The sequence below is a fragment of the Thermoanaerobacter uzonensis DSM 18761 genome, assembly GCF_900129115.1.
Classification (GTDB): domain Bacteria; phylum Bacillota; class Thermoanaerobacteria; order Thermoanaerobacterales; family Thermoanaerobacteraceae; genus Thermoanaerobacter; species Thermoanaerobacter uzonensis.
Genome location: NZ_FQUR01000006.1, coordinates 67,835 through 92,003, shown reverse-complemented (window position 1 = coordinate 92,003; position 24,169 = coordinate 67,835). Strand labels below are relative to the sequence as shown.

General features: G+C 34.5%; 18 protein-coding genes and 1 pseudogene. All 19 read right to left on the bottom strand.

From position 1 onward, the window contains the following. Window positions 1-21: 21 nt before the first annotated feature. Window positions 22-321 (bottom strand): annotated as a pseudogene (locus BUB32_RS00500) (type II toxin-antitoxin system VapC family toxin); the annotation flags it as partial. 53 nt (window positions 322-374) lie between these two features. Then, window positions 375-608: a type II toxin-antitoxin system Phd/YefM family antitoxin gene (locus tag BUB32_RS00495; RefSeq protein ID WP_072966472.1), complete on the bottom strand. Its 234-nt coding sequence runs from the start codon at window positions 606-608 to the stop codon at window positions 375-377. Window positions 609-747: 139 nt separating this feature from the next. After that, a complete protein-coding gene (gene pgeF / locus BUB32_RS00490) occupies window positions 748-1,560 on the bottom strand; it encodes a peptidoglycan editing factor PgeF (RefSeq protein WP_072966470.1) in 813 nt (270 codons plus the stop codon). A 25-nt stretch (window positions 1,561-1,585) separates the two neighbouring features. Next, window positions 1,586-1,741, bottom strand: coding sequence for a hypothetical protein (locus BUB32_RS12880; protein ID WP_200773828.1), 156 nt, complete (start codon window positions 1,739-1,741; stop codon window positions 1,586-1,588). Window positions 1,742-1,846: 105 nt separating this feature from the next. Next, on the bottom strand, window positions 1,847-2,965 hold the full coding sequence (locus BUB32_RS00485) for a DUF362 domain-containing protein (RefSeq protein ID WP_072966468.1): 1,119 nt from the start codon (window positions 2,963-2,965) through the stop codon (window positions 1,847-1,849). Between the two features lie 11 nt (window positions 2,966-2,976). Then, on the bottom strand, window positions 2,977-4,554 hold the full coding sequence (gene murJ / locus BUB32_RS00480) for a murein biosynthesis integral membrane protein MurJ (RefSeq protein ID WP_072966467.1): 1,578 nt from the start codon (window positions 4,552-4,554) through the stop codon (window positions 2,977-2,979). A 12-nt stretch (window positions 4,555-4,566) separates the two neighbouring features. After that, window positions 4,567-4,995 carry a 3-hydroxyacyl-ACP dehydratase FabZ gene (gene fabZ / locus BUB32_RS00475; RefSeq protein ID WP_004399949.1) on the bottom strand — a complete coding sequence of 143 codons (429 nt, stop codon included), beginning with the start codon at window positions 4,993-4,995 and terminating at the stop codon, window positions 4,567-4,569. A 105-nt stretch (window positions 4,996-5,100) separates the two neighbouring features. Beyond that, complete coding sequence (locus BUB32_RS00470) at window positions 5,101-5,436, bottom strand: rod-binding protein (protein WP_072966465.1); 336 nt, start codon at window positions 5,434-5,436, stop codon at window positions 5,101-5,103. Window positions 5,437-5,459: 23 nt separating this feature from the next. Beyond that, the gene (gene flgG, locus BUB32_RS00465; RefSeq protein WP_072966463.1) at window positions 5,460-6,260 is read right to left on the bottom strand and encodes a flagellar basal-body rod protein FlgG; all 801 of its coding nucleotides are present in this window, start codon (window positions 6,258-6,260) and stop codon (window positions 5,460-5,462) included. 15 nt (window positions 6,261-6,275) lie between these two features. Further along, window positions 6,276-7,031, bottom strand: a complete 756-nt coding sequence (gene flgF, locus BUB32_RS00460; RefSeq protein WP_072966460.1) for a flagellar basal-body rod protein FlgF — start codon at window positions 7,029-7,031, stop codon at window positions 6,276-6,278. Between the two features lie 12 nt (window positions 7,032-7,043). Beyond that, window positions 7,044-8,075, bottom strand: coding sequence for a rod shape-determining protein (gene mreB, locus BUB32_RS00455; RefSeq protein WP_072966458.1), 1,032 nt, complete (start codon window positions 8,073-8,075; stop codon window positions 7,044-7,046). Window positions 8,076-8,206: 131 nt separating this feature from the next. Then, complete coding sequence (spoIIID, locus tag BUB32_RS00450; RefSeq protein ID WP_029688152.1) at window positions 8,207-8,467, bottom strand: sporulation transcriptional regulator SpoIIID; 261 nt, start codon at window positions 8,465-8,467, stop codon at window positions 8,207-8,209. A 423-nt stretch (window positions 8,468-8,890) separates the two neighbouring features. Continuing rightward, entirely contained in the window at window positions 8,891-9,727 is an 837-nt protein-coding gene (locus BUB32_RS00445; protein WP_072966455.1) for a M23 family metallopeptidase, read from the bottom strand. Between the two features lie 356 nt (window positions 9,728-10,083). Beyond that, window positions 10,084-11,136, bottom strand: coding sequence for a stage II sporulation protein D (gene spoIID, locus BUB32_RS00440; RefSeq protein WP_072966452.1), 1,053 nt, complete (start codon window positions 11,134-11,136; stop codon window positions 10,084-10,086). A gap of 348 nt (window positions 11,137-11,484) precedes the next feature. Beyond that, the gene (locus BUB32_RS00435; protein ID WP_072966450.1) at window positions 11,485-12,972 is read right to left on the bottom strand and encodes an S-layer homology domain-containing protein; all 1,488 of its coding nucleotides are present in this window, start codon (window positions 12,970-12,972) and stop codon (window positions 11,485-11,487) included. Window positions 12,973-12,994: 22 nt separating this feature from the next. Then, window positions 12,995-15,583, bottom strand: a complete 2,589-nt coding sequence (locus BUB32_RS00430; protein WP_234949187.1) for an S-layer homology domain-containing protein — start codon at window positions 15,581-15,583, stop codon at window positions 12,995-12,997. Between the two features lie 3 nt (window positions 15,584-15,586). Further along, window positions 15,587-20,881 carry an IPT/TIG domain-containing protein gene (locus tag BUB32_RS00425; protein WP_072966445.1) on the bottom strand — a complete coding sequence of 1,765 codons (5,295 nt, stop codon included), beginning with the start codon at window positions 20,879-20,881 and terminating at the stop codon, window positions 15,587-15,589. 288 nt (window positions 20,882-21,169) lie between these two features. Further along, a complete protein-coding gene (locus BUB32_RS00420) occupies window positions 21,170-22,873 on the bottom strand; it encodes a PEP/pyruvate-binding domain-containing protein (RefSeq protein ID WP_072966443.1) in 1,704 nt (567 codons plus the stop codon). Window positions 22,874-22,995: 122 nt separating this feature from the next. After that, entirely contained in the window at window positions 22,996-24,120 is a 1,125-nt protein-coding gene (gene ald / locus BUB32_RS00415) for an alanine dehydrogenase (protein ID WP_072966441.1), read from the bottom strand. Between the last annotated feature and the right edge of the window lie 49 nt (window positions 24,121-24,169).

The following is a 24,169-nucleotide window of genomic DNA, read 5'->3' as shown; positions in this document are numbered from 1 at the left end:
ATGGCATAAAAAGTATGGTAGCATTTGTAGAGCATCTTCTAAATCTCTAAACTCCTTAAAATTCATTGCTTTCTTTATATCATGTTTTGTTATACTCACTACTTCTACTATACTTAACAAAGCTTCTAATGCTTTTATACTTTCATTATGAGAAAAGTTTTTATTTATGAAATAATATATATCCATAATTGAAAAAGCAGCTAAATAAGCATTTATCTTTTTTTCTTCCGCTAATTTTAATATGTTATAAGCATCTACGTCAAAGGGAGTTTTTTTCAATAAAATGTCAAGAATAACATTAGTATCAATTAACACTTTCATCATTTAACCTATTATACCCACATTGTTATTTAATGGGTAATCTTTCCTCCCCTTTAATTGTATTTATTTCTTATTCTTTCTTCCCGTATTTGCTCAGCAGATATATTTTTGTTAGGATAGTCAGATAAAATTCCATACAAAAAATCTGCATTTGGAGTACCTTCTTTTTTTGCTGAAATAAGTTTTGCAACTTCACGTCCATTTTTCGTTATAATAATTTCTTCTTTATCAACTAAATCCAAATATTTACCAACTCTTGTTTTGAATTCTGTAGCATTTACTTTCATTCTTACCACTCTTTTACTATGACTTTTCTATATGTTATCCAATTTGATTATATTATTCAGCATTAAATAGTCAATATATAAAAGACACAAATAACCATTTTTCAATTTATGTATTAGAACAAATATCATAAAAGAAAAACTACTTAAGTTCCATAAAAGCTGCCATACTGCCTGTCATGCCTTTGTCTCTTCTATAGGAATAAAATTCACTATTGCAATGGGTGCACATTTGGCTTACTGTAATGTTTTCATCTGGTATACCAGTATTTATAAGTTCAATGTAGTTGGTAAGCTGTAAATCTAGCATCCATTTGCCCTCCGCCTTTTTCACAAGAACTTTTTCCCATGCATCAATAACACCTTTAATTTTATTCGCAACATCATCACCTACTTCATAACAACATTTGTATATAGAAGGACCTATCCCTACAAGTATATCTTTGGGATTTGAACCGTATTCTTCTTTCATGGCATTAACCGTTTTAGGCCCAATGGAAAGCACTGTACCTCTCCATCCTGAGTGTGCAATGGCAATAACTTTTTTGACAGGGTCTAAGAAAAACAAAGGCACACAGTCGGCATAAAATGTAACAAGAGGAATGCCTCTTTCATTAGTCATAAGGGCATCTACACCAGAGATATCACTTCCACCAAAGTTTTTGCCTTTATCTTCGTAAGTCACCTTTTTTATAACATCACTATGAACCTGGTCTGAAAAAACCATATCTTCATACGAAAAACCGCCAATATCACATATTATTTTAAAATTTTCATAGACTTCCTCTTTGGTGTCATATCTTTTTAAGCTTAAATTCAAGGAAGCATATTTGCCTTTGCTTACACCCCCAATCCGAGTAGTAAAAAGGTGTTTGACAAGTCCTGTCTTTTCAAAAGATGGTATTGTGTAAAAAACTACTCCTTTTACCTCATTCCTTTTAAAACCTATTTCCAAAGTATCAGCTCCTTTTTATGCCATGTTAATTATTTTTTTCTCTTTCATCTTTGTTATTTTTTTTATCATCTTTGATTCCAAATATTTTATCCGTCCATCTGATAAAAGCTATTTGCACTAAAAAAAGCAATACCACTGTTATCACAGCAATTATGGGGATTATAACAAAATACTTTTCCATTAAATTTCTCTCCTTTATCTCCCGTTAATTTCTCCTAATTATTATATTACTACAAACGTTGCCAAAAATCATTAAAAATTTTAAAAAAATAGCAGGATTAACCTGCTATTTTAGTTCAACAAGTTCATAATCTCTTGTTCCCAAGCCGATTTCTTCACCGTATTTTAATTGCAATTCTCCTTTTGTTTCAGGGTGCAAAGCTTTAAATTTGTCTTCTCCAGGATTCATGCCATATCCCGCTTCTTCTAAAGCTGTGCCTTTGTGACCAAATTGCTGATTTACAAGGTCATAGCTTGCCTGATCTATGGCAACAGGGTCAAAGGAAGCTAATATTCCTATGTCAGGGACAATCGGCGCATCACTCCAAGGCGTACAATCGCAAAGTGGTGTAACATTCATAACAAAATTTATAAATGCAATTTTGCCTTTTTTTGTTGAATAAGCACCATAAGCATATTCCGTCATTCTCTCTACAAAAGCATCCATATCAGTTCCCCATTGAGGTTTTATGACCCCATATTGACAGATAGACACGCATTCTCCACATCCTATGCATATAGAAGGGTCAATATAAGCTGAACCATTGACCAAAGATATCGCATTTACAGGGCAATTCCTGATGCACATTTGACATGCTGTGCATCCCTTTCCTACAACAGGCTGCACTGTTGAATGCTGCTGTTGTTTTCCTGCTGCAGGTGCACACCCCATAGCTAAGTTTTTGATAGCTCCTCCAAAGCCAGCCAATTCATGACCTTTAAAATGTGACATCACAATCATTGAGTTTGCAAAGAAAATATTGGAAGCAATTTTTACAGTGTCAAAATGCTTTTTATCAATTTTTACTTCTACAGAGTCTTTACTTAAAATACCGTCAGCAATTATTATTGGTGCGTTCACAACAGCATATGCGAAACCATTTTCAATCGCTGTCACCAAATGGTCAACTGCATTTGAACGACTGCCTTTGTAAAGAGTATTTGTATCTGTTAAAAAAGGCTTCCCCCCATAACTTTTAATTTTGTCAACCACTTTTCTTACATATATAGGGTTTATGTAGGCGTTGTTTCCCTTTTCTCCAAAGTGAATTTTTATAGCTACCAAATCATTTTTATTAATAATATTTTTAAAACCCGCTACATCAAAAATTCTTTCTACCTTGGAGGATAAACTGCTACTAGCTTTGTTTGCTCTCAAATTGTAAAAATATACTTTTGATTTCATACAATACCACCTCATTTATAAAATAAATTTCTCACAAGTTTAGAATTTAGAAATTTTATGCCTTTTTTGAAATAAGAAAAAGCAGACTTATCAGTAACCAATACAATAGTGGAGTAAATTATAACTCCCACTAATATAGTTATAAACATGATTATAACCTCATAAATTCTTTTATCTGACGGCATCTTAACAATTAAATTATTATACATAAAATGCACTATCACCCCCATTACAATTGCTGCAAACATTGCTCTTATAAAACTCATAAACATGTATTTTCCGCCTATTTTCCCAAGTTTTCTTTTTAAAGAAGTAAATAAAAGAAAAGTAGCAAATATGGCTGCAATAGAAGTAGAAAGTGCAAGTCCACCTAATTTTAAATATCTAACCAAAATTAAATTAAGTGCAATATTTAGTAATACAGCCATGGCACCATTTATCATAGGAGTTTTTGTATCTTTCATAGAGTAAAAACTTCTGCTTAAGACATCTCTAAGGCCATATGCAGTCATTCCTATGGCAAAATAAAAAAGGGCGATTGAGGTAAAATATGTCGACCTCTCATCAAAAGCTCCTCTTTCAAATAATACTTTTATTATAGGCACTCGGAGTACCATTGCACCAACTGATACAGGTATTAACATGTATAAAATACCACTTACCGCAAAATTTAAACTCTTTAGAAAGCCTTCTTTGTCGTCAGCTACTGAATGTTTCGATAAAACAGGGTATATAACCGTTGCAATTGCTGTTGAAAAAATGCCCAATGCAAACATGTTAAGCCTATTGGCATAATTCAATGCTGCAATACTCCCATCAGGCAAAAAAGAAGCTATCACTCTATCCACATAAACATTTATAGTCTGTATTCCTGTCCCCATAAGTACAGGCATTGCCAATAAAATGACTCTTTTTACTCCTTCATCTTTAAAATTCACTCTCAGCTTGAATTTGTAACCTAATTCGTATAAAACAGGCAATTGCATTAATGCTTGTATGAAAGTAGCAATAATTATAGAATAAGCTACTATTGTAATCCCAAATTTGCTCCCATATAAAATTGCTACTGTTATTACAATAATATTGTAAGGTATACCTATCATGGCAGGAACAGTAAAATGTTCCATCGACTGAAGAGCACCAGTGAAAATATTAGATGCAGCTATTAACACCATTGTAGGTAATAGTATAGTTGTAAGTTTTACTGTCAACTCAAATTTTTCCCCTGTAAAAGCTGGCGCTACAAATTTTACAAGATAAGGTGCAAATATGAAACCTAAGAAAGTTAAAATTACAGTCGAAATTAATACCACACCTAAAAGGTTATTTATAAAATCAAAAGCCTTTTGCTTTCCCTCTTTTTGTAAATATTCGGTAAATATTGGCACAACAGTAGTAGCTATTGAAGCAGTTACCGCCGCAAAAAGTATCATAGGTATGACAGTCGCCATATTATATGCATCCATGGAAACAGAGGTACCAAATTTAGAAGCTAAAGCCATATCTCTCAAAAATCCAAATACTTTACTCAGTAGAGTTATTATCATTATGACGCTAGCCGCTTTTACAGTTTTTTTAGCCGTCGACATACATACAACTCCTTAATTTTCTTCAGTCATTATAAACATAAGCTCTGCAGTAGCTACAACTTCATCTCCAACTTTTGCAACACCTTTAGCTTTTACAAGCCCCATCTTTATAGAATCTATTAAAACTTCTAAAACAAGTTGGTCACCAGGCCTCACTACTTTTTTAAAGCGACATTTATCAATACCTGTAAAAAGTCCTAATTTACCTTTAAACTCTTCTATATTCATAACCGCAATACCGGCTACTTGTGCCAATGCCTCAACAATAAGGACTCCTGGCATTATAGGATTGTCTGGAAAATGTCCCTGAAAAAAAGGTTCATTAGCTGTCACATTTTTTATTCCAACAGCTTTTTTACCTTCTTCAATTTCTATTATTCTATCCACTAATAAAAAGGGATATCTATGAGGAAGAATTTTTCTTATGTCTTTATTTTCCACTCTATTCTTCACCTCTTTTTAGCGGAATTAGAAGATATGACAAAACAATAGCTTATCATTGATTATATCACAAAAAAATGAAAAATAAAAAGGGCAAGTGCCCTTTCAAACTTTCTTAGAAAGTTGATTATATATTTGGTCAGCCAGTCCAAAAGATCCATTTTGAGCCAACATTTCAGCATATTTATCATATAACATAGAAGTAAAAATATCATTTGCTAGACTATCTCCTGTCAATGGATCTTCTGGAATTGTCTTTCTCATCTCATTTAACATAAGCCCTATAAAAGTTGCCTCTAATTGCTGACATGCTTCTTTAAGCTTTTGACTGTCTTTGTCTTTTATCGCCTGTTGTATTATTCGTTCAAAATAACTTCCGTCTTTTTGCAAATCAATTTGAAATTTATTTATATCACTGTTATTTACGGGATTTATCTCCATTTAAGATCATCCCTTCCAATAAACTATCTTCTCAGATTATTTGCAATTCCCAACATTTCATCAGCCGCTTGTATAGCTTTTGAATTTATCTCATAAGCTCTTTGTGCGGCAATCATGTCCACCATTTCCTTTACAACTTGGACATTTGAGGTTTCTAAAAATCCTTGCATGACTTTGCCCATTCTTCCCTGAAAGTCATCTCTCGTACCAGGCTGTCCTGACGCTTCTGTTGGCTCATAGAGATTACTACCCACACTTAAAAGTCCCTGAGGATTGACAAAATTATAGATTCCTAAAGTAGCCACTTCTTGAGTAGTTCCGTCAGGATTTTTTACGCTTATCACGCCCATTGGTGATACTGATATATCTTTTTCAGTGCTGTCAAAAACTATGGGATTACCACTGTCATCTAATACAGGATAACCGTCGGCAGTTACAAGCATTAAAGTGTTGCCATCAGCACTTAATTTAAAACTCCCATCTCTCGTGTAATAAACTTTGTCATCTGGTCCTAACACGGCAAAAAATCCTTCTCCATCCAGTGCCAAATCCAAAGGATTCTCTGTCTGCTGGAGGCTTCCTTCAGTAAAATCTTTTACAATTGCCGAAGGCCTTACACCTACTCCTACTTGCATATTGACAGGTTTACCTTGTCCACCATATACGTTTTCTCTTTGCAAAGTTTGGTATATTAAATCCTTAAATTCTGCTCTATCTCTCTTAAAAGCGGTAGTATTCACATTTGCAAGGTTATTCGAAATGACATCTACATTAAGTTGTTGAGCCGTCATGCCAGATGCGGCAGACCACAAAGCTCTCATCATAAGCTTTTACCCTCCTTATACTTTTCCAACTTCGTTAACAGCTTTTCCAAGAGTTTCATCAAAAGCAATTACCACCTTCTGATTCGATTCATAATTTCTCATCACGCTTATCATATTTACCATTTCTTTAACAGAATTCACATTTGACTGTTCTAAAAATCCCTGTTTTATTTTCCCTGTTGCAGGAATAACTTGTACATTGGTACTGTTATCTATAAAAAATAAATTATTGCCCTCCTTTCTTAAACCATCATAATTATTAAAATCCACAATTCTAAGCCTGTCCACCAATTGTCCATTGTTTATTATATTACCCATTTCATCGACAGAAATTTCTCCTTGTGACAACTTTATAGGCCCATTTTCCCCTTCTACAATATATCCTTCTTGTGTAACTAAATACCCATCTTTGGATAAAGTAAAAGAGCCATCCCTTGTATACCTTTGACCATTAGGAGTATTTACCACAAAAAACCCATTGCCATCTATTGCAAAGTCTAACTTACCATTGGTTTGAGAAAAAGCCCCTTCTTCAAAATTTGTATGAAAAGTGTCAACTAACACGCCGTAATCCATTCTTCCAATTTTCCCATTAGGAGGTATGTTATCACCCCCATGTCTTGTTACTTCAAAATTTGGAAAAGAAGAAGTAATTACCACATCTTTTTTATACCCTGTAGTATTTACATTTGCAAGATTGTTTGCTAAAACATCCATTATTTTTGTTTGGGTAATCATCCCCGAAGAGGCAGTGTAAAGCCCTCTTAACATAAAATCACCTTCTTACTTATTGATTTTGTATACATCAATTACAGTTTCTGATTTTTCTAATAATTCAAGAGAATCCAATGCTTTCCCTGTACCTAAAACCACACAACTTATAGGGTCATTTGCAAGATATACAGGTGTATTCATCCTTTCCCTTAAAAGCCTGTCCATTCCTTTTAGCAACGCTCCGCCCCCCGTGAGTACTATCCCTTTGTCACTTATGTCCGCCGCTAATTCAGGAGGTGTTCTTTCTAATACACTGTGTACAGCTTCAACAATTTCTTCAAGAGGCTCTTTTAATGCTTCACATATTTCACTGGAAGTCACTTCTACATTTTGAGGCAAACCAGATATTAAGCTTCTCCCTTTTACTAGCATTTTCTCTTCTTTGCCATCAAAATAGGCAGTACCTATATTTATTTTTATTTCTTCTGCCATTCTTTCTCCTATTATGATGTGATACTTTTTCCTCATGTAGCGGATAATTGCTCCATCAAAATTATCACCTGCTACTTTAATATTTTTAGACACCACTGAACTCCCCAAAGAAATTACAGCTATGTCAGTGGTGCCTCCCCCAATATCTACAATCATATTTCCACTTGGCTGTGATATATCTAATCCTGCTCCTATGGCCGCTGCAATAGGTTCTTCGATGAGATAAGCTTTTCGCGCTCCTGCTTGTAATGCTGCATCAATGACAGCTCTTTTTTCTACCTGTGTTACGCCACTTGGAATACAAATCATTATTTTGGGTCTTAATAAAAACCTTCCCCCGCAGGCTTTGTTTATAAAATATCTAAGCATTTTCTCTGTAACGTCGTAGTCAGAAATTACTCCCGCCCTTAGAGGCTTTATAGCTAATATATTCCCTGGCGTCCTGCCTACCATTCTTTGTGCTTCTTCGCCAACTGCAAGAATTTTATTAGTAGTTCTATCAATTGCTACAACTGATGGTTCTTTTAAAACAATCCCTTCCCCTTTGATGTAGACCAGGACAGATGCCGTGCCAAGGTCAATTCCGATATCCTTAGAGATCGCAAACATTCAAACACACCTTTCTTATGTATTTCGACAAAAATGGCATCCATTTAAATTATCGACATTGATGCCGAAATGTTTAATTTATTATCAATTTATTAATTCGCTACAAATTTACAAAATCCTCTTTTATTTTCTTAAAATTTATTGTTCAGTTTTTGATATTTTATTTTGGTGGCTTTTCCTCCTCTTATATGCCTTTCTGCTTTATTTTTGCTCAGAATCTCTCTCACTTCTTTATATAATTCAAAATTTATATCAGGAAGCCTTTCTGTCACATCTTTGTGAACTGTGCTTTTGCTAACTCCAAAAACCTTTGCAGCTTCTCTTACAGTTGCTTTGTGTTCTATTATGTATTTTGATATTTCCAAAGTTCTTTCTTCTATGTAATCTTTCAAAACCAAAACCCCCTTTAAATTTTTCAAATCTCATTAATATGTATATGCCAAAACAAAGCCATTAGAATATTTATAAAAACAAAAAAGACTTGAATACGGGAAATATTCAAGTCTCAGTTTGTTGACAAAGTCAAAAATTTTTAAATAGGATATTTTGCATCGTCACTCCGATGTTCCAAAGCGACAAAACTAAACTCGACCTTCGGGCTCCGGCAGGGTACCGGGCACATTCGACCTCCTTGTCTTAGTGCCCGCCTCCGCCTTCCTTGGCTTCGGCCCTGCCTCCACCATCGGTCTTGTTAAGTTTTGTTGCCGCTTTGTCACAAGTCGCACCGATTGCAAAATATCCTATTTTCGAAAGTTTGTATACAGTCTGAAGACTTGAATACGGAAAATATTCAAGTCTTTCTTAAACAGCTATTCTTATTTAAAATAAGCTATTGGATCAATAGGTATTCCATTTTCTAAAAGTTCAAAATGTAAGTGGGGGCCTTCTCCAACTTCAAACTTCGCCGATGCTCCTATTTTCCCTATTTGCTGTCCTCTTACTACTTTTCCTTGTTCCTTTACTAAAATCTCATCGTCTAAATTTGCATACCGCGTTTCCCATTTTCCATTTTTTATAACAACAGTATTCCCTAATTTTGGATCTTTGTATACTTTTGTCACAATTCCATCCATAGCCGACAATACAGGTTCTCCCAATTTTGATCCAATATCTACTCCTTTATGAGTTGTCCATTCTTGAAGGGTCTTTGAAAATACAAGCTTATCTTTGGCAAACTCTAATATTATGTCTCCATTTACAGGCTTCAGTAAAACTAACATCGTAGAAGATAAATTACTATCTTTTTTTATTGTGGATGTAGTACTTGCCATAACAGTTGCTACTTTGCTGTTTGTTAAACTATCATTTTTCCCTGAACTTTTAACTTCGTCACTATTTTTTGTTACTGGTTGAAGATTTTCTTTTTTGTCAGATACGTTACTTTTTTCTTGTTGACTGATAGCAGTTGTAGAATTATTTTGCTGTTCTTTTTTTCCCTGAGCTTGCGCTAGTTCTTTTTCATAACCCCAATCACTTTCAATAGCTGAATTAATTTCTTCTTGCTGTGCTTTTCTGAGTTCTTCTAATTTTTTTAAATTATTATTAGTAACATATACTGATGTAGCGGCTATTACTACTATGGATAAAAATAATACTATGTAAAAACCCTTTCTATCAAAAAATCTTATTAAATTTTCCCTGTTTATTCTCACATTTTTCACCTCCAAATGGTATTTTAACCACTAACTTAATTATTTATACAAAAAATACAGCACTTTATCAGTGCTGTACAATTTGTTGACAAAGTTAAAAAATATTCAAAGGAGATATTTTGCATCGTCGCTCCGATGTTCCAAAGCGACAAAACATAAGCTTCCCCTTCGGGCTCCGGCAGGGTACCGGGCACAATCGGCCTCCTTGCCTTAAGGTGCCCGCCTTCGCCATCCTTGGCTTCGGCCCTGCCTCCACCCTCGGTCTTGCTAAGTTTTGTTACCGCTTTGTCACAAGTCGCTTCTTATGCAAAATATCTCCTTTACGAAAGTTTGTCTACAGTCTGTACAGCACTTTATCAGTGCTGTATTTTCAATAAATTTTCGATTTTTACTATTTCTACTCCTGTATAATAGTATTTCAATATTTCATCAAATTTTTTACCCTGTTTTGCCAATGCATTTGCTCCATATTGACTCATTCCCACTCCGTGACCATAACCTATGACAGTTATTACAATGTTATTTCCTTGTGCCTCAAAGCTAAAATTTGTAGAATTTAGATTAAATACCTCCCTTATTTCTTCTCCGCTAAAGGTTATATTCCCTATTTTCAACGTTTTAACGTGCCCAGCTTGTGTTTTTTCTATATCTTTTACTTGATTTAAAATATTGCTACTATTCAATTTCAAAGAAGGCTCTTTTTGTTTTAATTTATTTATAAATTCCTCTTTTGATACCACAACAGTAGTTTTATATTTTGATGCTACTTCTTCTCCAGGAGAAACAACACTTCTTAAATAGGGAATTTTGCTATGCCATACCTCCTCAGAATTTTCTGTTTTTCCTCCACTTATAGCATGATAAGCTGGCACAATTAAAGCATCATCGTAAACTAATACAAGCCCTTTTGTATCTTCTACTGCTTGAGATATTTTAGCATAGTATTTATCAAAATTTTCTCCCCACTTTTGCCTCAACTCATCCTCAGATTGCCATGCTTGGCAATGTTCAGAATCAGTACACACATCAGCCCCCGGATGCAATTCACAACCCCTACCTCCCAAAGCTATTTCTTTTGAGAGCGCATAAGTCCTCGCTGCAACAGCTTGTGCTTTTAAAGCTTCCATTTCAAATTCTGCAGGCATTTCTGCAGCAACTACTCCTTTTACATACTCTTCTAAATCCATTTTCCTGATTTTGTTTTGATTTGTTATAAAGACATTCACTGTATGGTATAAATTTGTATTACTTAAATTATCTAATTTTACTAGCTTTCCTCCATCAATAAGCTTGACCTCACTTAAAGGTGTTGAAGAAGTTTTGTGAGAATTAAAGCCAAAAACTATTATAGAAGGTAAAATTATTAAACTAAAAAATATAAAGAAAATTCCATAAAAAGCATATTTCATCTTTTACCTCCGAAATTTAACATACTCAATAAAATATATGCTTTTATATACGCATTTATTCTATCTAATTAAGCCCTCTTGTCACCCCTACCTCTGTCTACAAAAAAAGGGATTTCTCCCTTGTCTCAGGTGGCCGCTTCCGCCATCCGTGGCTCCAGCCCCGCCTTCGTCTTTTGAGCTTGCTAAGTTTCCCGGCACTCAAGTAAGTATGATTGTTTTTCTATTTTTGCTTTATAAACTTTCTTACTTGAGTGCCGGGCTGCTTTGTCGCGAGTCGCATTACTTTACAAAATGCCAATCTTACAAAATAGTTTGTCTACAGTCTGAACAATAGATTTATCCCTTATCTTAATTATGATAATTTAATATCCTCATTACATAATCAAAAGTAAGGTCGTTCATCATAAAGTTTATCATCCTCGATATCATTGAAGAAGCTTCTTCTCTAGTTACATAGCTATCAGGGTTAAACCGGCCGTATTCATCACCTGATAGAAGTCCTATCTCTCGTGCTACATAAATACTTCTTTTTGCCCACAATGGTATGGCGTAGTCATCTAAAAAACCAGTATTAAAATTCCCTAAAGGAGCAAGGTTCTCAAGCCCCAAAGCTCTTATAAATATCACTGCCGCTTGAGCACGAGTAAGAGATTTAGAAGGACTAAATTGATTTGGAGCAGTACCTGAGATAAGCCCTGTATCACTAGCCGCTTTTATATATCCATAATTCGGATCAGTAGTAGATATATCAATAAAAGGTGAAATTTCTATAACATTTTTGTTTCTTGCTGAATAAAGTGTAGTTTTAGGCGGTTCATAAGGTTTTAAGCCAATTGCTTTTGATACTGCAATAGTAAAGTCTGAGCGCAATATGGGAAGTTTAGGACCAAAGTATTCTGAGTCATTAGGAAATATTTCCATACTCATCAATTTTTTAATATCCTCTTTTCCCCATGTTCCGTTTATGTCTTTAACCTGCGGAACCACCAATCTATCTTCGAATGGCACGCCATCAAGTTTCAAACTTCCACTTCCTATGTTTCTTCCTATTTCATTGCCGTTATCATCTAGTTTTGGAAGGTTATAAGAGTAATCCATCATGTCACCGCTATTTCGCCTTAAAAGATATCCACCCCTAAAACTTATATATTGAGGGTCATTTTCCACATATTCAATACTGGATTTATCAGTAAAAGATACAGTTACATGAGCCTCTCCAACCCATTTTTTTACTTCTCCATTTGACCCCATTGTGCTTTCGATTAAATAATTTATTTGATGTGTGTCAGCACTTCCGTATTTATGAATAAATCCTACTGTTTTGTCATCTATAGTCACTTTTACAATCCCTTTATTGCCATTGACCCTGTATAATTTTACGCCTGAATAGTTACCAGCATAGTAAGTTACACCAGGGTTTATGCTTTTTACTTCAGAACCCGAGTATATATATCCATTATTTCTATCTAAAGTGTAAGTATTTCCCCCTATTTTTATGTTTTCAGTATATGTTTTAAGAGTAGTCTGGCTAATCACTTGGTTGTATTCAGGTTTTTTTGCTTCTTGGGTAACAAAAGTAAGAGAACGTGTGAGTTTGTCTCCTGAATCGGAAGCAAGGTCATACCTATATGTTGTTGTAGTAGTATCACCTCTTACAGATTGATTAATTTTAAGAACACCACTAAATATAATAGGTTGTCCCGTTATAAATACAACTTCTTTGTATTCTTGCTCATTGGCAATACCACCTTCAAAACCTGCATCATTGGCAAAAACCTGTACAGGAAAAGGAATCAAAAGGGTGAATATTATAAATAACCCTATAATTTTTTTCATTACAATTCCTCCAATGTTTTTCTTACTTAACCGTTACAATAACAGCAGATGACCCATTTCTTATAATATAGAGTGAATCTCCCGAATTTATAGAACTTATATTTACTGCCTGTCCATTTTTAATTATTACTGCTTTTGAGACATCTATTGTGTCAAGAGAGGTATTCAAATTCCAAACCCCATTTAATTCATTCCAGTCATTTACATTATTTAGAGTCAACTTGGTGCCGTCAATGAATTCAACATCAGCAGTAGACACTCTTTCTTGCCCCGTGGAATTCATAATGTTTATTGCAATAGCATTGTCTCCTTGTGATACCACATACACATGAGCAGAGATGTATTTAGATTTTCCATATTTTACATCCAAAAACTCTGTGTAGGGAATAACTTTCGAATTTTTATCTCTATTGTCAACTATATAAGTTTTATCTCCCACATAGAAAGTTTTTGTGCCTCCTACAATATTCCATTGATTGTTTTGTATAGCATAATAACCATATGCTTGATATGACCAAGTTGTATATAAGTAATTGCCAACAGTGATAGAATTTGATGTTGCCCCGTTTATAAAACCCTTTGCATAATAGTAATCTGGATATATATTATCAATTATTGATATAAAATTAGCGTACAAACCTCTATCACTTTGGGAAAAAGACACATAAACTTGTTTTTGACCCATAAGTGATGAATAGGGCACTTTCATTCCATTTTTTATAATAATTGTACCATCGTTTACAGTTACTTTTCTGCCATCATTTAATGTAAGAATCATCGATTGAGTATCAAAACTTGCAATGCCACTGTAACTCATTGTAAAACTTGGGGTTATATTTATAAAGGTAATTGAATCTGTTCCAAAATGATTCTCAACTGCAGCATAAATTTGATTTCCTCTATAATTTTTAAGGTCTTCTTTGCTAACCTCAAAGCCATTGTAATATATTTTAGTACCATCCAAAGAATAATAAGCAAAATTATCTGCCCTTTGCCATGTACCTTGATAATACTTCTCCACATTGTTTAATGAAATAGAATTGTTAGAAGCCAGTAAACTTCCGAGATTTCCTCTTATGATATAGTAGACTTTGTGGTATCCATTTTCTACTAATACCTTGATGGGTGCATTTGTATAAGGGTCATCAAAATACAAATTTACATAGTCTCCCTCTTTTATTGAAGACAAAGACACAGTATTTCCATCTTTTATAACAGCTACATCATAAGCAATAGAGTAAAATTGTCCATTGTTTAATTTAATATTTATGCCATTATCTTGTTTCTCTATAGCTATTATGCTTCCCGTTACTTGTCTTGAGCCTGTATCGATTTTCCCAGCTCCTAAGTCCTCATATTCAACATTTATAACATAGGCAGTATTACCATTAAGGTACACTGTAGCTATTTGACCATATCGTAAATCTTTTATAGAAGCAGGATAATCATTTATATAGACTTTTGTATTAGGGTTATAAGAAAATACATATTCAACTCCTGATTCAGATGTAAGTGTTATGTTAGAAGCTGATATGTCTTTTATCTCTCCGTACAAAGTGCTCTGAAATACAGGGTTTTTTTCAGCAAATATCACATTTTGACCGCTTAGATAAAAATTCACATTATCCCCTTTTTCAATAGAATCAGAAAAAGAAGGAACACCATTGCTAATAGTCAAAAAATCTGAATTATGAACTATTCCTTTTGAGGAATAAGTTCCTTGAACTACAATATACTCATTTTGCCCTTTATTATTGAGAAGAACAAAAGTTTTCTTTACACTATTTTCCCCAGGATCCTTTTCGTAAAGTATATCCTGCACTGTAGCATTTAGTATTGAATAGCCCATTAGTTTATATCCCAAGTTAAAAGCTCTATTCAAAACTGACGCCATCTGCTCTCTGGTTATGTTGTCTTTAGGTCCAAATTTACTATCATTGTAACCTGTCATTATTCCACTTTTTAAAACTGCTTCAATATATGGCATATAATCAGTATTAAAACTTTTAGCATCCGAAAAAGCATAAACTTTTTGTAAATCTTTTCCGTAAATCGGCGCAAGATTCAATCCTTTTGCTATCCAATAGGCAACCTCTTCTCTTGTAGCATTTGCTGTAAAATCCAAAGTCATATCCTGTTTACTTAAAAGATTATTTTTCACCGCCACATCAATTATTCCCTGTGCCCAGGAATCTACTTTGGGACCTGATTGAGAAGAAGCATTATTTTGCCCAGTCTGATTAGAATTAGCAGTAGAAGGGTTACTCCCTCCTACTGCAGTAGAGGAGGATATAGGCATCTTCTGTACTTGTTCTTCCAATCCCATTAGTCTTACAATATATGCAATTGCCTCTTCTCTTTTTAAATAGCTTTTAGGATAAAATTTTTGATTTCCTCCACCTCTAATAACCGAAAGAGCTGCCATTTTCATTATGTCATTTTTAGCAAAGCTATCTTTCATATCTTTGAAAGACATACTGTAATGAATGCTTTGCGCGTTGTCCGTACCGTAATATACAGGATTGTCCGAAGCATAAGTATAAATATTATTTAAAACAAATAAAACTATTATTGTAAGTAAAATTGTAAATATCTTTTTCAACCTTCTCACTCCTCAATAAATAACAGCTAGCCTGCCTGGATAAGATATATCACCTGATATATTATTCAATGCATTGTCCACTATCATGTTTGATATACCAGTCCTTACTACTGTAAACCCAGTATCTGTACCAGTGCTGATCGATGAAGTTATATATGAAAGTTTTGAAAAATTTATATTTCTATTGCCAAGTCTATTTTTGTCAACATTTAATGTTACATTTACTTTATTATAAAAATATGGATAACTACTTGTCCTATCACCGTCAATTTTTTCATAACTTATGTCATAAATGTCAGATAATATCTTATAGCCTTTTGGCATATTTCTTGATATTTCGTCATAAGTTTTATCTGATAACTTATTTATTGTTATTCTGTCATAATCTCCTGATAGGTAGAGGCTATTAAGGGTAAATTTTATATTAAATCCAGGCATTATAATCCATATGGTAGAAGTTTTACTTTTATATTTAGACGGTATATTTATAACCCATTTGCTTATATTTTTATATTGGTAGCCTGTCAAATCAATTTTGTAAATAGCTGAATTTAAAACATCATCTCCTAATGTAATGACCAGAGAACCATTTGCTGTCGCATAAGTAGTGTCATTTTTCACTCCTGTAACAGAAGTGTCATATTTGCTGTTAGAAGAAGTATCAGTAGTAGCATAAGTATATACAAAATCACTGGGACCTAAATCATTTACAGCTCTCATAATAAAAGAGTAAGTAGTATTTGGCGAAAGATTTGTCACGAAATATTCCAATTTATCTGTTGCAGTGATGAATTTGTAATCTGCCGAATTAGCTGTCTTACCATAGATTTCATAGTATTTTGCTCCTTTTGCCTCTGACCAATGCAAATATAATGTATGGTCGTTACCGGCTATTGATTCGGCCCAAAAGCCTACTGGATTATCCGGTACTGTTTGCACATAAGTAAAACCTTGAGGCAAAACAGCATTTGCATAATCGGGATTTCTCACAATTACATCTACTTTTCCCTCTGCATGCCCTGGGGTTGTCACGACAATCGTGTTATAACTTTTCACAATTACATTATAAGCTTCTACATCTCCAAAAAACACCCTTGCACCCTGTCTAAAGTCATTACCTGTTATGGTTACTGTTTCTCCTCCTTTTGTAGACCCTGTATTAGGAGTAATAGAAGTTATCTTCGGATTGGACTCTGTAGTAATATACATAAACGCTTCCTTTAAAGTATAACTGCCTCCGTCATCAACATTAAACACCGTCACATCCACAAGACGGTCTAAGTCTTTCTGCGGATCTGCAGCAGGAGTGATTACAGTAATAGTATCAGAGGTATTCGCAACTACTTTCGCTTCATAGGCATCGAAATACACTTTAACTTTTTCTCTAAAGTCTTGTCCTTTGATAGTTACATAGGTACCTCCATTAATATTGCCTTTATTGGGAGTTATAGAGGTTATTAAAGGATGTGAGTTTGGAGATACATACTCTATTTTAAATACAGCACTTCCTCCATCTGGATTTACCACCTTTAATTCCTTCATGCCTATTTTATCAACTGGAGGAGCAGTAAATTTTATCATTGTACTGTCTATAACTTTTACATCCTGCACTAAAGCTCCATCAATATAAACAGAAGAACCCGGTACTACTAATTTGTCGTTATCATATACAGGAACTGCAAAATCACTTCCTACAATAATGCCATAAGTCCCTCCAGCCTTATCAAACTTTGGAGGTATAACTTCTTTAATCTGAGGATTTGATTGAATATATGTATATCCATTGTCAAGGTACCCAAGCCCTGCATCATAGTTTACAACAGTTACTCTCACTTTCCCAGGAGTATTAGGAGGTGTAATAACTTTTAAAGTTCCATAATCAATATAAGTGACCTTCTCCGCTTTGACATTTCCAAAATATACTTCAGGACCTATTGGATTGCCGTTTTCATCTTTTAGTATATTTCCATTTTCGTCTTTGGAAATTCTAAAGTCTTGACCATATATGGTCACTTCTTGTCCTCCATAAGTAGAGCCACTATTGGGTTCTATCTTTGTAATAACAGGCTGGCTGTTGGGCACAACATATGTAAACCCGCTTTCCCCTTCATGAAGTCCATAAGTGTAATTACCGCCATCATAGTTTACAACAGTTACATAAGTTTTACCTGGAATTCCTGGAGGAGTAGTAGCGGTTATCGTCTTTCCATCAGGACTTATGCTTACATTTGTTGCTTTGTTGCCTCCTATAAATACCTCTGCTCCCCTTCTAAAATCGCTACCTTCAATCAAGATAGAAGTGCCACCCTTTACTGTACCAAAGTTTGGGTATATAGAAGTTATTATTGGATTACTTTCTGGTACAAGGAAATGGAATTTTTCGGGAGCCACAGCTTGAGCAGTATCAGGATTTACAACTTTTATATCGTAAAGACCAGAATACTTCATGTCGGGTATTATTCCTGTAATTGTTGTGTCATTTATTACATACACATTTTCAAGAACAGTATCTCCTATATAAGCTTTTGCTCCTTCGCTATCCCCAACTTTCAGTGAAAAGTCGCTTCCAAAAATGTACACAAGTGTCCCTTTGCCACCGTAATTAGGAACAACTTTAGTTATCTGGGGCTTTGTTTCAATCAAAAGATACTCAAATCCATCTGCTAATGTCGCTGTACCGCCGTCAGAAGGATTTACAACTTGAACAATTTTTTTACCCAATGTCCCCGGTGGCGTAGTCGCATCTATTTCAGTATTGCCACTTAAGACTTTTGTGACGGTTGCCTGTACTCCATCTATTGTAACTATGCTTCCCTTTTCAAAGTTGCTTCCCATGATTTTGATAGGTATGCCACCTTTTGTAGGACCTTTACTAGGGTCAACGGAGGTAATAGTCGGATTCTTTTGAGTATCTTTTATCTCAAAAGCATTTTGCAAAGTCACACTTCCGCCTACAGTACCATTTATGCCATCGTAATTTTGAATTGTCACGTCTTGCCATCCAACTGTATAAGGTACTTGTGTTTCAGGTACTATAGCTTTAATCTTTGTACCAATGTTAAGTTTCTTTCCATCTATTATATTGCCATCTTTGTCTTCAACAGAAATTACTTTTAATTGAATATTTCCAATTCTTACATCAGGATATTTAGCCATATACACTCCATCTATGACTGTCTGCCCTACATAAAAATCACTACCTGTTAGTGTAATAAAGTTACCACCATATTTTGAACCAAAATTTGTAAAAATATTGCTTATAGAAGGAGCAGTATAGTAATAATAGCCTTTTGGGTAAATTGCAAAGCCTCTATTGGCATCCGCATCCTTATTTACAACTTTTACGTCTACATAACCCAAAGCAGTAGATGGTGGCGAAATAACTGTAAGCACTGACCTATTGTCTCCACCAGTTGTTAAATCTTTAACAGTGGCTAATTTATCCCCAAAGTACACTTGTACACCAGGCCTTATATCAAATCCCTGAATAATCACTGTATCTCCACCGGCACGGCTTCCCGAACCGGGTGATATGCTTAAAATTTGGGGATTTGAAGGCAGTGGATTGTAAGTAAATTTTGTAGGTGGAGAGCTCTGTTCAGAGTACTGCATAACTACATTTCCATTAGCATCTTTTATAGTCGTTTCCACTGTAACAACCACATCTACTGGCATATCTTGGCCAGGTGGATTAAGTGTAACACTAGGAGACAACACATTCAAAGTTTGTTGTCCTGTTCCAGGATTGAATATGCTTTTTATCTGGGCTTTGTTACCGCCAAAAGTGACATAAAGTTTTCTTTCTCTGGAACCTACCACTAAATTTCCTGTTGCAGGGTCTTTGTAAGTGTAATTTGTATTAGTATAAGTTATTTCTGTGTTGTCAGAATTAGCAGTATAAGTGGAAGGATCATCGCTTCTTTGAAAGTTAAATCCCCATAGTGTTACATCTGTGTTTCCGCTTTCATATCCATGATCAGGATTCATATCAACAACCACCATAGTATCTTCAACAGCAAGGTAGAAAAATCCATTTTGTTTAGTTACTGTATACCCCGTAATAGGATCAACCAAACTCACATCCACTGGTCCAGACTTACTGTAAGGAGGTGTAGTAACTTGTATAGCTCGCTGATTTGCTGTAAGGCCAGGTAAGCTGATACTTTGTACACTTTTTGCCACAACTCCCCCAAATTTTACTATTAAATCCTCTCTCAAATTTTGCCCTACAATTATAACTTTTGTCCCTCCTGATACAGAACCCGCATTTGGAGTAATATTATCTATAGTAATTACAGCAGGTGTAGGTATTATTTTTAAAGCATCAACTAAAGTAGCAGTAGAACCGTCAGCTGCGACAATATCAATATTTTGATACTCAAGTGTCGTATCTTTAGGAGCAGGAACCTTTACAGTCATCTCAGTATCACTTACTATATTTACATCTGAAGAATTTACAAGATTCGCTCCTACATACACTTTAAATCCGCTACCAAGAGTGGAAAAACCATGACCATATATAGTAATTGTATCTCCTACAATGACAGTATATTGAGATAATCCCGTTATATCTTGATTTACAGCATAAATATTCGTTTGCACTGTATTAGAACGCCCACGGTATATATTTGTAACATTTACAGTGTATAAAGTTGTAGGGTCTATGTTAATGTTTTGAGGAATAGTCGTAATAAGCACAGAACCACTTTGCGAAACAACTGAAGCTGTTTCTCCGTTGATCTGCGCTAATCCTATATCATTTAAATAACTTCCTTCCATTCTTATATACGACTTTGTAGTTCTGCTTATAATATTGCCATTTGAATCTTTGACAAGTGTAATAAAGTTATCAAGAGCTACTTTTGAAATATATGGGTTATTTACATAGGTAAAGCCATTAAATATAGCTGCACTCTGTCCGTCACTTCGCTGAACAATTATAGTATAAGGAGTATCTGGGCTAAGACCGATGTTTCCTGCTGGAGGAACTTTCGCATAAATTGTATTTTCATTTGCACTTAATATTGTGAGCTTATTGGAATCTATGGGTGAATCAATGTAAACTGCACTGACAGAAGAGACTACATTGCCATTTGTATCGTATGTAACAAAACCGCTTCCTGTAATTTTTATGTCAGTGTATTGGTCAACAGGACCTTTAGCAGGAGATGCCATTGTCCCATCTAATCTCAAAGAAGCTACCGATGTTATATTTGGAGAATATGCTCCATATGCTTTCGACATATTTCCCGGAAAAAGTGACAATATCATGCTTACAGCAATAGCCAATGACAAAAATCTCTTCATTCGACATGCTCCTCTCAAATTTATGAATAAATGGTAAAATGTTCTATGTGAAACAATTCTCAAAACACTACTCTAATCTTATTTATCGGCATTTTAAAGGCTAAACTTTAGCAAAAACAAAAAAAACAGCTGCTTTAAAGCAGCCTACATTGGGTTGGGGGTGCAGAATATATTAAATTTTATGGGGAAAAGGGGAATCATTCTTACAGTTTAAATTATATTACATTATTTTGGTACTTTAAATAGGACTTAAGTCTCATTTTTTGTTATTTTTATACATAAATCGACTCATTTTTCATGAGAAATAACATACCCTATCATTTTGTCTCCATCTAAATAAGCATCAAATCGTCCTTCGAATATTTTGACAGCCGTGTCAATATATGTCCCCCTTTTAAACCATTCTTCATTGAAAATATTATTTTCATAACCATCAAACACCGGCATGTATAAAATGTTATCAATATCTAAATCAGCAAAAAAGTGAGTTCCATAAGAAAGCTCTGGCATAAAATCGCCATTTTTTATTCCAATCTCTACAATCATAGCAGCATTAGATATTTCGTTGTATATAACAGGTACCCCTAAATAGGGATTAGAGGAACCCCATCTTCCCGGACCTACAAGAATGTATCTATCTCCTATACTTTTATTGAGTCTTCCTATTATTCTTGCAATTTCGTGTTTATCTTTATATAGGCTATAAACTTCATGGTCTACGTATACTATATATTTTACGTTTTTCAAGATGCCATTTGTAAGCATTCTATCCCCTTTCAACAAGACACATTTTTTTTCAATATCTTTAGGAATGTGGACCTTCCTGAAACTCTCATAAGAGCTCAATGGTCGTGTTTGGAGAAGATAAAATTCGCCTTTTTTTAAGTCATAAGTAAATTCAATGTCAACTGCCATTCCCATTTCTTCCTCAAAATATTTAAACAAATTAGAGATTATGTTAAAAAATCCTCTGTGTCTCCTCGGAAAGTTTTCGAAAGTAAAAATATATTTATTTAAAACATCATTGCTGTTATTCAATACATTGATATCAAAAATAGCATTTTCTCTTTTTGAGTATATTTGAGCAATATCACCTATTTTATCGTGATATGTTAAAAATTGCGGTGCTTCATTTATGTTATAGGTCTCAACTTCCCCTGTAATTAAATTTAGCACATCAAAAGCTTCCTGGGAATTTTTGGCTATTTCTTTTGGATTATTTCCTTCGGGCCTTAGTCTCAAATTAGTAAGAGAAAAAATTCTCGCATATCCTCTACCTGTACACTTTGTCCCTAAGCCAAAAACTAATCTCACAACCCCATCTTCTATTTTAATTCTGTCAGTCCACCGCCTGTAGTTTCGAGAAAAGCCTACTCCAGAAACCTCTGGATAAAAATATACTCCTTTTTGGGCACCTATTAGTTGTTGCACAATTACCCCCATTAATTCTTTTTGATCAGGAGCATGTTTTCTCCTATATGCGACGGCATCTGGGCCATATACGCTTACATAAATCTCTTTGATAGCTTTTTCTAATTGTTTAAGCCTTTCTCTATCTGTACCTTTGTTAGGAATAAAAGTGGTATAATACTTACCAGCGAAAGAATATTTTGCATTATCTTCTAGTAAAGAGGAAGACCTTACAGCTAAAGGATAATACATTTTATTTAAAATCTCTATCAGCACTTTTATATATTCTGGAGGAAATTTAGCTTCTCTAAATCTCATTTCTACTTCCTCATAAGGAGTATCTTCCGTTATATCATTCAAATTATTATAATCTAAAAACATTTGATAATAATCAGTAGCTATAAAAAAACTTTCAGGTATTTTTACACTCTGTTTAAAAACATCATTATATTTTTCTAATACTTCTTCTGCAAAACAAAGTCCTGAAGCTTTCCCTCCAATATTTTCTTTACCAAAAATTCTATTTTCGTTCTTTCTTCTTAAACGCGGATTGTAATTTTTATATAATAAAGTCTCAGACATTTTTCCACCGCCTATTGAGATTTTAACTTTACAAAAATTATAACATGAGATTCTTTAGTAAACAACAAAAAACCTCCCACAAAATTTCTTTGTGAGAGGTAGATATTTTCATTCAGAAAATTTTACTCTTTATCTAAAGCTTCAACAGGATCAACATACTCTAAACCTTGCGCTTCTGCAACAGGTTTATAGGTTACCATTCCTTTGTAGACATTGAGTCCTTTCAGCAGCGCTTTATTCTCAAGTAAAGCTTTCTTATATCCTTTATTTGCTATCTCCAAGGCATAGGGCAAAGTTACATTAGTTAAGGCAAAAGTAGAAGTCCTTGGCACTGCCCCTGGAATGTTTGGCACGGAATAATGTACCACTTCATGTTTTATAAAATATGGATCTTTGTGGGAAGTTGTTCTATCACAGGTCTCTATACAACCACCTTGGTCTATTGCAACATCAACTATTACTGCCCCTTTCTTCATCGTCTTTACCATTTCCTCTGTCACAAGCTTTGGTGCCTTTGCTCCAGGTATCAAAACTGCTCCTATCAACAAGTCAGCTTTTTTTACACTCTGAGCAATATTAAAACTATTTGACATCAAAGTTGTAACTCGTCCGCCAAATATGTCATCAAGATAAGCAAGTCTTGCTGGATTTACATCCAATATTGTAACTCTTGCTCCCATCCCCATAGCTACCTTTGCTGCATTTGTACCTACTGTTCCTCCACCTATTATTACTACTTCTGCTGGCTCTACTCCTGGGACTCCTCCCATTACAATTCCTCTTCCTTCATTTATGTTGGTGAGAAGATAAGCTCCTATTGTCACCGACATCCTTCCAGCTACTTCGCTCATTGGAGTCAAAAGAGGAAGAGCTCCATTATCTAATTGTACTGTTTCATAAGCAATTCCTACTACTTTTTTCTTTAACAAGGCTTCTGTTTGTTGTTTATCAGGTGCTAAATGAAGATAAGTAAAAAGAAGCTGTCCTTCTTTGAAATAGTCATATTCGCTTGGCTGTGGTTCTTTTACTTTCATTATCATATCTGCTACATCAAATACTTCTTTTGCAGTAGAAAGTATTTTAGCGCCAGCTTTTACATATTCATCATCTGTTATGCCACTTCCTATTCCTGCATCTTTTTCAATGTATACTTCATGACCATTTTTGACAAATGCCTCTACTCCCGCAGGAGTAATAGCCACACGAGCTTCTGCAGTTTTTACCTCTTTGGGAACACCAATTTTCATATTCTATCTCCCCTTTATCAATCTTTTGCCAAAACCTTTTCAATATATT

Bases quoted from the DNA above. Each gene is read 5' to 3' on its own strand.
- BUB32_RS00495 (WP_072966472.1), bottom strand. From the start codon at position 608: ATGAAAGTAAATGCTACAGAATTCAAAACAAGAGTTGGTAAATATTTG.
- BUB32_RS12880 (WP_200773828.1), bottom strand. From the start codon at position 1,741: ATGGAAAAGTATTTTGTTATAATCCCCATAATTGCTGTGATAACAGTG.
- BUB32_RS00485 (WP_072966468.1), bottom strand. From the start codon at position 2,965: ATGAAATCAAAAGTATATTTTTACAATTTGAGAGCAAACAAAGCTAGT.
- murJ (WP_072966467.1), bottom strand. From the start codon at position 4,554: ATGTCGACGGCTAAAAAAACTGTAAAAGCGGCTAGCGTCATAATGATA.
- BUB32_RS00470 (WP_072966465.1), bottom strand. From the start codon at position 5,436: ATGGAGATAAATCCCGTAAATAACAGTGATATAAATAAATTTCAAATT.
- flgG (WP_072966463.1), bottom strand. From the start codon at position 6,260: ATGATGAGAGCTTTGTGGTCTGCCGCATCTGGCATGACGGCTCAACAA.
- flgF (WP_072966460.1), bottom strand. From the start codon at position 7,031: ATGTTAAGAGGGCTTTACACTGCCTCTTCGGGGATGATTACCCAAACA.
- mreB (WP_072966458.1), bottom strand. From the start codon at position 8,075: ATGTTTGCGATCTCTAAGGATATCGGAATTGACCTTGGCACGGCATCT.
- spoIID (WP_072966452.1), bottom strand. From the start codon at position 11,136: ATGAAATATGCTTTTTATGGAATTTTCTTTATATTTTTTAGTTTAATA.
- BUB32_RS00435 (WP_072966450.1), bottom strand. From the start codon at position 12,972: ATGAAAAAAATTATAGGGTTATTTATAATATTCACCCTTTTGATTCCT.
- BUB32_RS00425 (WP_072966445.1), bottom strand. From the start codon at position 20,881: ATGAAGAGATTTTTGTCATTGGCTATTGCTGTAAGCATGATATTGTCA.
- BUB32_RS00420 (WP_072966443.1), bottom strand. From the start codon at position 22,873: ATGTCTGAGACTTTATTATATAAAAATTACAATCCGCGTTTAAGAAGA.
- ald (WP_072966441.1), bottom strand. From the start codon at position 24,120: ATGAAAATTGGTGTTCCCAAAGAGGTAAAAACTGCAGAAGCTCGTGTG.